Annotated in this window: 9 protein-coding genes; 6 read left to right on the top strand and 3 right to left on the bottom strand. The window is 56.3% G+C overall.

Translation table 11 applies throughout. The features are described 5' to 3' along the window. Window positions 1-208: 208 nt before the first annotated feature. The gene (locus WG622_RS11515) at window positions 209-730 is read right to left on the bottom strand and encodes a CBS domain-containing protein (protein WP_339403711.1); all 522 of its coding nucleotides are present in this window, start codon (window positions 728-730) and stop codon (window positions 209-211) included. A 20-nt stretch (window positions 731-750) separates the two neighbouring features. On the opposite strand from WG622_RS11515, the gene WG622_RS11510 reads away from it, so the two are divergent. After that, complete coding sequence (locus WG622_RS11510) at window positions 751-996, top strand: hypothetical protein (RefSeq protein ID WP_438839165.1); 246 nt, start codon at window positions 751-753, stop codon at window positions 994-996. Here the strand turns inward: WG622_RS11510 and nqrM are convergent. Together nqrM and WG622_RS11500 are read right to left on the bottom strand one after the other, a co-directional pair. Beyond that, window positions 993-1,238 (bottom strand): (Na+)-NQR maturation NqrM, encoded by a 246-nt coding sequence (nqrM, locus tag WG622_RS11505; RefSeq protein WP_209355138.1) that lies wholly within the window; start codon window positions 1,236-1,238, stop codon window positions 993-995. The genes WG622_RS11510 and nqrM overlap by 4 nt on opposite strands. 24 nt (window positions 1,239-1,262) lie before the next feature. Next, on the bottom strand, window positions 1,263-2,282 hold the full coding sequence (locus WG622_RS11500) for an FAD:protein FMN transferase (RefSeq protein ID WP_339403720.1): 1,020 nt from the start codon (window positions 2,280-2,282) through the stop codon (window positions 1,263-1,265). 182 nt (window positions 2,283-2,464) lie between these two features. Between WG622_RS11500 and WG622_RS11495 the strand changes: the two genes are divergently transcribed. Genes WG622_RS11495 through nqrE form a run of 5 tightly spaced genes read left to right on the top strand, consistent with a single transcriptional unit; the run spans window position 2,465 to window position 7,068 of the window. Next, window positions 2,465-3,805, top strand: coding sequence for a Na(+)-translocating NADH-quinone reductase subunit A (locus WG622_RS11495; RefSeq protein WP_339403710.1), 1,341 nt, complete (start codon window positions 2,465-2,467; stop codon window positions 3,803-3,805). 3 nt (window positions 3,806-3,808) lie between these two features. Further along, entirely contained in the window at window positions 3,809-5,008 is a 1,200-nt protein-coding gene (locus WG622_RS11490; protein WP_339403709.1) for an NADH:ubiquinone reductase (Na(+)-transporting) subunit B, read from the top strand. After that, complete coding sequence (locus WG622_RS11485; RefSeq protein ID WP_339403708.1) at window positions 5,001-5,807, top strand: Na(+)-translocating NADH-quinone reductase subunit C; 807 nt, start codon at window positions 5,001-5,003, stop codon at window positions 5,805-5,807. The genes WG622_RS11490 and WG622_RS11485 overlap by 8 nt, the downstream gene beginning before the upstream one ends. After that, window positions 5,807-6,460 (top strand): NADH:ubiquinone reductase (Na(+)-transporting) subunit D, encoded by a 654-nt coding sequence (locus WG622_RS11480; RefSeq protein ID WP_339403707.1) that lies wholly within the window; start codon window positions 5,807-5,809, stop codon window positions 6,458-6,460. The genes WG622_RS11485 and WG622_RS11480 overlap by 1 nt, the downstream gene beginning before the upstream one ends. Then, complete coding sequence (nqrE, locus tag WG622_RS11475; protein ID WP_339403706.1) at window positions 6,460-7,068, top strand: NADH:ubiquinone reductase (Na(+)-transporting) subunit E; 609 nt, start codon at window positions 6,460-6,462, stop codon at window positions 7,066-7,068. The genes WG622_RS11480 and nqrE overlap by 1 nt, the downstream gene beginning before the upstream one ends. Window positions 7,069-7,080 lie beyond the last annotated feature (12 nt).

Here is a 7,080-nt window from a genome sequence, read left to right as displayed (position 1 = left end):
CCTACTCCCGCAACCAGGTCGAATAAAAAATACACAACACCTTCAGAATACAAGTGATCATCCAGATCAATCGATTAACGGCGTAACCTCCGCAGGCTCACACCCTCAAGGTCGAAGGGCCAAAGCCTGCGCACAAAACCAAAAATTACCATCTAAGTAAAACGATAAGTGACGCTAAACCAAGGCAGCACCGCACGCTATCGATCGCCTACCCAACTATCAACTGCTTCAACTGTAACGCCTCGTGCTCAAGTTCCGTTAGGCGGAAGTTCACAACATCCCCAATTGTGACCATGCCTTTCAGTTTTCCATTCGCAAGAACCGGCATGTGGCGGAAGCGACCGGCGGTCATTCGCTTTAGAACAGACACCAAGGCTTCATCAGGCCCACAGGTTTCCACTTTAGATGTCATCACATCGTTGACTGATTGCGGCAGGGTCTGACCCGGCGTATCCGCCAGTTTGCGCACGATATCGCGTTCCGACAGGATCCCGCAGAGATCTCCAGCATCATCCGTGACGATCAGCGCACCAATCCGTTTGTCGCGCAGAACCTGCACGGCCTCTCCGAGAGTTGCCGATGGTTTGATCGAGAACACATCCTCACCCTTGCCTTTCAAAATCTGCGCAACGCTCGCCGCATTGCTTTGCACATTGGTGGCGGCAGATTGGCTTTGCGTCTTGGATTTGGACTGATCTTTGCGCATAGGGGCCTGGTAGGATGCTGGCATAGGGTAAGATACTCTTCGCAATGGTTGTTATTCACTTGGACCTCAAGCATAACCCAAGTTCCCAAAATGCGGAGAGAAAATTGCTTACAGTTCAGCTGACCCCGGCCATCGCCACGGTGATCTTCGTTTTGGCTTGTTTGTCAGGATACCAATATCGACGTGTCTGGAAGGCCGAAGGGCCGCGCTGGCAGCTATGGATTTTTGGGGTCTTTACGGCTGCAGCGCTTTTGTTTCTTGCGTTTACGCCGCTTCAAACAGGCACCTAAGCGCCGTCAGCGTCCAGACCCGCGCGTTCCATCATTTTGCGGGCACGTGGGCAAGCCAGACGTTCACGCAGCGGGCTATTCGGATCGATCTCTTTGTTGCAGACGAGGCATTGGTCCGCGTCCGCAATGGCATTCAGGCCGCCGCAGCTGCCTTTGATGCGCTTGTTCATCAGAATCACACCAAGCGACATGCCCAGCGTGATCAGGATCAAAAGTACAAAAGTGAGAAGGAAGGTTTCCATTCTACTTGCGTCCTTTGCGCGTGCTTAGGCGGTCAGAGCCTTGAAGCTGTCGCTTGCTTCGGTCTTGAACCGCAATTCCGTCGAAGATGGGTCACGCTCCACGAAGAGAACCGCCAAGTCGTGCGCTTTTGCGATCTCAAGACCCTTCTCACGACCCAATATAAGCATTGCTGTCGCCCATGCATCAGCCAGCATGGCATTTTCTGCCAAAACTGTTGCGGATGCGGTTTTGTGCGTGATCGGACGGCCGGTCACTGGATCGATCAGGTGGGAGAAACGCTCGCCGTCCTGCTCGAAATAGTTGCGATAGTCACCAGAGGAGGCGAGGCCGTAGCCAGAGACGCCAACAACATCCAGAACTCCGCCGGACAGAGCCGCCGGTTTCTCGATGCCGATCTGCCAAGGGGTGCCGGCTGGGTTCATGCCGGAGGCATACAGGTCGCCGCCGATCTCAACCATATAGTCGGTGATACCGAGGCTCTCGAGCGCACGACCCACTTGGTCTGCGCCATAGCCCTTGCCGATTGCGGACAGGTAAACCTGCGCGTCAGAGCGGCGTTTCTGCAGCGTATTTGCGCCAACGTTCAGGGTCGCACCGTGACCGGAACGTGCCTGAGCGGCCGCGATCTCGGCATCAGATGCCATGTGTTTCGCGCCATTTGCGCCAAAGCCCCAGAGCTCGATCAGCGGCCCCATCGTGGTATCAAAGCGACCTTCGCTTGCGACATGCACGTCTTCGGCGGCGCGCATAACTTTCGCGAGATCCGCAGAAATACCCATGGAACCAAGGTCAGTTTTGGCATTGAAGCGTGAAATTTCCGAGGTCGAGTCCCAGTTCGACATCTGTTTGTTCACCAGCGCCAAGGCCGATTCGATCTGTGCTTTCGCCTCTGCTTCATTGACCTTACGGGTCGGATCGACCGCCACGACGTTATAGCTCGTACCCATGGTAAGGCCCGAGAAATCAAGGGTTTTTGCACCAGGTTTGCAGGCAGCCAAAGCTACGGACATGAGGATAAAAGAGCGGCGGGATAACGCGGTCATATCGGTCAAGAAAGCACTTCCTTATATGGGACAACGAAGCCAAAACGGTGTGTCGGGACGGCTTTTCAACGACATTCATGCCCTTTACAACTGAAAAAGTTAAGTCAGAGACATAATTTTCTGCTTTCAACCAGAGCCCGCATGTCGCATATGCCTGTCAAATTCTGTTAGAGGTTCGAACTTTGAAGCGCTTTAAGCTCAGAAAAGGTCTGGACGTGCCCATCCTTGGCGCACCAAGCCCAGACATTCAGGTTGCTCCCCAAAGCAGCACAGTTGGACTCCTTGGTGATGACTACATTGGCCTCAAGCCACGTATCCTCGTTGCCGAAGGAGATGTGGTCGGCGTCGGTGCCCCTATTCTTCATGACAAAGATCTGCCTGAGGTGAACGTCGTTTCCCCGGTCGCGGGTCGCGTGAAAGCGATCAATCGCGGGGCGCGTCGTAAGCTGATCAGCGTTGAAATCGAAGTTCAGGATGGCGCGGCAGACCCCGTCGATTTCTCGAAGGTTGGCGACATCTCAACCGCCGAAGGCCTAACCGAACGTCTATGTACAGCCGGTCTCTGGACCTCCTTCCGCGCGCGCCCCTATTCGAAAGTGCCCTCCCCGGCGACGCGTCCGGCGGCGATTTTCGTCACCGCAATGGACAGCGAACCTCTGGCCGCGGATGCAGCGCAGATCATTGGCGAGGCGGCGGATGCCTTCACCAAAGGTCTTGAGGCAATCACCGCTTTGACCGACGGCGCGACCTTCCTTTGCTTTGAAGATGGCGCGTCAGTCCCAGGCGGCGATATCGCAGGTGTCGAGGCTGCGGCTTTTTCTGGCCCGCACCCGGCAGGCCTTGCTGGCACGCATATCCATTTCCTGCACAAGCTTGATCCGGAAAATCCTGTTTGGACCATCGGCTATCAGGACGTGATTGCCATCGGCCAATTGCTGATCACTGGCAACTACGACGGAACGCGCGTGATTTCACTGGCCGGTCCGGTCTGTGCGAACCCTCGTCTGGTGCGCACTGTCGCCGGTGCCTCCATGGTGGAAGTTGCGGGCAATGATCTGCCAGACATACCAGTGCGCATGATCTCGGGCTCTGTTCTCAGCGGTCGCGCGGGCGAGGGGCCCAGCGCCTATCTGGGTCGTTACGCGCGTCAGATCACCCTGATCGAAGAAGACAAGAAACAGATCCCAATGGGCTGGATCCGTCCGATGTTCGCGAAATACGCGGTGCAGCCGGTGCTTGGGTCGGCGCTGTCGGGTCGCAAGTTCCCGCTGACCAGCAACCTGAATGGGGGTCGCCGCGCGATGGTGCCTCTGGGCACATTCGAAGCGCTGATGCCGCAGGACTTCCTGCCGACACAGTTGTTGCGGGCGATGTTGGTGATGGACACCGATCAGGCGCAACTCTTGGGTGCGATGGAGCTTGACGAAGAAGACCTTGGTCTCGTCGGCTTTGCCTGCCCTGCGAAATATGAATACGGGCTGGCGCTGCGCGACTGTCTGACTAAGATCGAGAAAGAGGGGTAAACCGTGGGTCTACGTAACTTCTTTGATCGGATCGAGCCGAACTTTGAAAAGGGCGGCAAATGGGAGAAGTATTTCCCCATTTACGAGATGGTCGAAAGCTTCCTCTATACGCCAAAGACGGTGACAACAGTCGCGCCACATGCGCGTTCCTACATCGATATGAAGCGGATCATGACCTATGTGGTCATGGCGACGATCCCTTGTATCTTGATGGCGCTTTACAATACAGGCTACCAGACGAACCTCGCGATTGCAGAGTTTGGCGCGTCCGGCTGGCGCGCGGCGATTATCGAGACGCTGGGCATCGGCTTTAACGCTGCAAACCCGCTGGCGAATATGCTGCACGGGCTTCTCTACTTCCTGCCGATCTACATCGTGACGCTGGTTGCGGGTGGTATTTTCGAAGTGATCTTCGCGACTGTGCGCAAGCACGAAGTCAACGAAGGTTTCCTCGTGTCTTCAATGCTTTATGCGCTGATTGTTCCGGCGACGACGCCTCTGTGGCAGGTGGCTTTGGGTATCATCTTTGGTGTGGTGATCGGCAAAGAAGTCTTTGGCGGCACAGGCAAAAACTTCTTGAACCCTGCTTTGACAGGCCGTGCCTTCCTGTATTTCGCCTATCCAGCGCAGCTGTCGGGCGACTCTGTCTGGGTTCCGGTCGATGGTTTCACCGGCGCGACCGCATTGGCGGTGTCTGCCTCTGAAGGCTACGAAGCGCTGGCCGCGCGGGGCATGGACTGGTGGTCCAGCTTCTATGGCTTTGTGCCGGGCTCGATGGGCGAAACATCGACGCTGGCCTGTATCCTTGGTCTGATCTTCCTTTTGGCGACACGCATTGCGAACTACCGTATGGTTGTGGGCTGTCTGGCGGGCATGATCGGTTTCTCGCTGCTACTCAACTGGATCGGCTCTGACACCAACCCAATGTTCGCGATGCCTTGGTATTGGCACCTCGTGCTGGGCGGCTATGCCTTTGGTCTGGTCTTTATGGTCACCGAGCCGGTGTCCGGCGCGCACACCAATATGGGCCGCTATATCTATGGCGCTTTGATCGGCTTCATGGTTGTCATGATCCGCGTCATCAACCCGGCCTTCCCAGAAGGCATGATGCTCGCGATCCTCTTTGGCAACGTATTCGCGCCGCTGATCGACTATTTCGTCGTCCAAGCCAACATCAAGCGGAGGGCACGTCGCAATGTCTGAAGACCAAAAGCCTAAGGGCGCGATTGGCCGCTTCCTCGCTTTGCCGCCGGATTCCGTGCCAAAGACGATCTTTATCGCGGTGTCGGTCTGTCTGGTTGCCTCGATGATCGTATCCGCTGCCGCCGTGGCCCTGCGCCCGACGCAGGCCGTGAACGCTCTGAAAGACAAGCAGATCAACATTCTGCAGGTCGCGGGGATCTATGACCCGAACAAAGACGTGCTGGAATCCTTCGCAGCCTTTGAGCCGCAGATCCTGGAACTGGCAACCGGAGAGTTCACCGACCAGTTTGACGTCGCAACATTCGACGACCGCGACGCGGCCGACGATCCGGCGACTTCGGTTGCGCTGGACGACGACCCAGCGGGCATCGGCCGTCAGGGCAAATTCGTGACTGTTTATCTGCTGCGCGATGACGCGGGCGAGATCGACAAGGTGATCCTGCCGCTGCACGGCTATGGCCTGTGGTCCACGCTCTATGGCTTTATTGCTCTGGAAGAGAACGGCAACGACATCTTTGGTCTGCAGTTCTATGAACACGCCGAGACCCCGGGTCTGGGTGCAGAGGTCGACAACCCACGTTGGAAAGCCTTGTGGAACGGTAAGAAACTGGCCGACGAGAACGGTGAGCTGCAGATCAGCGTGACCAAAGCGGTGCCCGCCGCCGGCGCTGACTATCACATCGATGCTCTGGCCGGTGCGACGCTGACCACCGTTGGGGTGCACAACCTTGTGAACTTCTGGATGGGCGAAACAGGGTATCAACCTTTCCTAGACAACCTCAAAGCAGGGGGCATCTAATGGCGCATAAACGCAGAGAAATGCTGATCGACCCGTTGGTCGACAACAACCCGATCACGCTTCAGGTTCTGGGGATTTGTTCCGCCCTCGCGGTGACGTCCTCGCTGCAGGTGGCTTTCGTGATGTCCATCGCGGTGACCTTTGTGACGGCGTTTTCGTCTATGTTCATCTCGATGATCCGCAACCAAATTCCGGGGTCCATTCGGATCATCGTGCAGATGGTCGTGATCGCCTCCCTCGTTATTCTGGTGGACCAGATGCTCAAGGCCTTCGCCTTTGAGATCTCGAAAACCCTGTCGGTTTTCGTTGGCCTCATCATCACCAACTGTATCGTGATGGGCCGCGCCGAAGCTTTCGCCATGAAGAACCCGCCGATTGACAGTTTCATCGACGGCGTTGGCAACGGACTGGGTTATGGCCTGATCCTGATGCTGGTCGGCGTAATCCGCGAACTCTTTGGTTCTGGTAACCTCTTTGGCGTGACCATTCTGGAAACCGTGAACAACGGTGGCTGGTATGTGCCAAACGGCCTGCTGCTTCTGCCGCCGTCCGCGTTCTTTATCATCGGTCTGATTATCTGGGCCTTCCGCGCATGGAAGCCTGAGCAGGTCGAAGAGCGTGAATATAAAATCCAAACGGTGGAGGCCCACTGATGGAAGCCTATCTCTCTCTCGCCGTCAAAGCGATCTTTGTTGAGAACCTCGCGCTCTCGTTCTTCTTGGGCATGTGTACCTTTATCGCGGTATCCAAAAAGATCTCGACAGCCATCGGTCTGGGCATTTCCGTGATGATCGTTCAGGCGATCACCGTGCCGGCCAATAACCTGATCCTGACGCATCTGCTGTCGCCCGGCGCATTGGCTTGGGCCGGTTTCCCGGACGTAGACCTGACCTTCCTCGGCCTGATCTCTTACATCGGAGTGATCGCGGCTTTGGTTCAGATCCTTGAGATGGTTTTGGATAAATACTTCCCGCCGCTCTACAACGCGCTGGGTGTCTTCCTGCCACTGATCACAGTGAACTGTGCGATCCTGGGTGGCTCTTTGTTCATGGTCGAGCGGGGCTATAACTTTGGGGAATCCGTGACCTACGGCTTGTCCTCTGGCTTTGGCTGGGCGCTGGCGATCACCGCAATGGCGGGTGTGCGCGAAAAGCTGAAGTATTCCGACATTCCAGACGGTCTGCAGGGCCTTGGCATCACCTTCATCACCGCAGGTCTGATGGCGATGGCCTTCATGTCCTTCTCTGGCGTCAAACTGTAAGGAAATCTGATC

It is taken from the genome of Cognatishimia coralii (assembly GCF_037478305.1).
GTDB classification, from domain to species: Bacteria; Pseudomonadota; Alphaproteobacteria; order Rhodobacterales; family Rhodobacteraceae; genus Cognatishimia; species Cognatishimia coralii.
The sequence above is the reverse complement of the archived record's forward strand: the minus strand, read 5'-3'. Positions and strand labels throughout refer to the sequence as shown.